At 59.3% G+C, this 457-nt stretch carries 1 protein-coding gene; it reads right to left on the bottom strand.

The window, feature by feature from the left end; genetic code table 11:
* On the bottom strand, positions 1-457 hold a 457-nt coding region (locus ACIONG_RS27525; RefSeq protein WP_401303888.1), incomplete at both ends, for an ATPase domain-containing protein.

Consider the following 457-nt stretch of genomic DNA (forward strand, 5'->3'; position numbering starts at 1 on the left):
TGTTACCGGTGATTTTACGCAGCGCCTGGGACATCAGACGGGCTTGCAGGCCCACGTGCATGTCACCCATTTCGCCTTCGATTTCAGCCTTCGGCACCAGTGCAGCCACGGAGTCGACGATGATCACGTCAACCGCGTTGGAACGCACCAGCATGTCGGTGATTTCCAGTGCCTGTTCGCCAGTGTCCGGCTGGGACACCAGCAGGTCATCGACGTTGACGCCCAGTTTGCCGGCGTACTCAGGGTCGAGGGCGTGTTCGGCGTCGACGAATGCGCAGGTCGCGCCGGCTTTTTGTGCCTGAGCGATAACGGACAATGTCAGTGTGGTTTTACCGGAAGATTCAGGACCGTAGATTTCAACGATACGGCCTTTTGGCAGGCCGCCGATGCCGAGTGCAATGTCCAGACCCAGAGAGCCAGTGGAGATGGATGGGATCGCCTGACGGTCCTGATCGCC

The organism is Pseudomonas sp. NPDC087817, assembly GCF_044742875.1.
Taxonomy (GTDB): Bacteria; Pseudomonadota; Gammaproteobacteria; order Pseudomonadales; family Pseudomonadaceae; genus Aquipseudomonas.